Origin of the sequence: Pseudomonas sp. EA_65y_Pfl1_P113, assembly GCF_963970525.1 — a bacterium.
In the GTDB taxonomy this organism is placed as follows: Bacteria; Pseudomonadota; Gammaproteobacteria; order Pseudomonadales; family Pseudomonadaceae; genus Aquipseudomonas; species Aquipseudomonas tritici.
The window spans coordinates 1-690 of record NZ_CAXAQM010000177.1 but is presented as its reverse complement, the minus strand read 5'-3'; the positions used below and the strand labels follow the sequence as shown (position 1 = coordinate 690).

Here is a 690-nt window from a genome sequence, read left to right as displayed (position 1 = left end):
CCGGACGCATAGTGCGCCAGTTAAAGCTGGCGGAGGATAGTCGATGAAAGTTCGATACTGGTAAGAAATGGCGAATCAACCAGACCCCGAGTCATGCATGTTGCACCGTGAGGTGCAGGGTGAAGCGTTGACAGGGGAAACCGATGGGCCAGCCATTGAGCCGCGTAATCAGGAATCCGGGATGCCGATGCTGTTATGCGAAGCAGAAGGCAATACGGAGCATGGCGTTATACGCCAGTCATGCTCTGATCCCGCGCGGTCGGAGACCCTGTGCACGTCGGGAAGTCCTTCGCACAGAAACTGGGAGATCTCGGCAATGCCCGGTGCGCAAGCACCGGGCGGAGCAGGAAAGGCCAAAAGCCGTAACCCTGCTGTCTACGTTGTTGAGAAGTCGGATACGTCCGTAGTACCTGAGAAACCGTCGAACAAGGGGCCAAGCCCTGCGGAGAGGGTGGAGGAAAGGGACGTAGCCAAGGGAAACACCAACACTTCCCCCGCGCCCCGGACACAGAGCCGGATCAGTTGCGCGTCGATGGGACTTGAAGGTGTACGTGAAGCAGCCCGAAGGAATAAGGGCATGCAGTTCACGGCTTTGCTGCACCACGTTACACCGCAATTACTGGCGCAGAGCTTTTATGCCCTGCGCCGGGATGCAGCGGTGGGCGTGGACGGCATGTCGTGGCGAGAGTA

Annotated in this window: 1 pseudogene; it reads left to right on the top strand. The window is 58.6% G+C overall.

Annotated elements, in window-relative coordinates:
* Nucleotides 1-67: 67 nt before the first annotated feature.
* Nucleotides 68-690, top strand: a pseudogene (locus AACY52_RS32440) (group II intron reverse transcriptase/maturase); the annotation flags it as partial.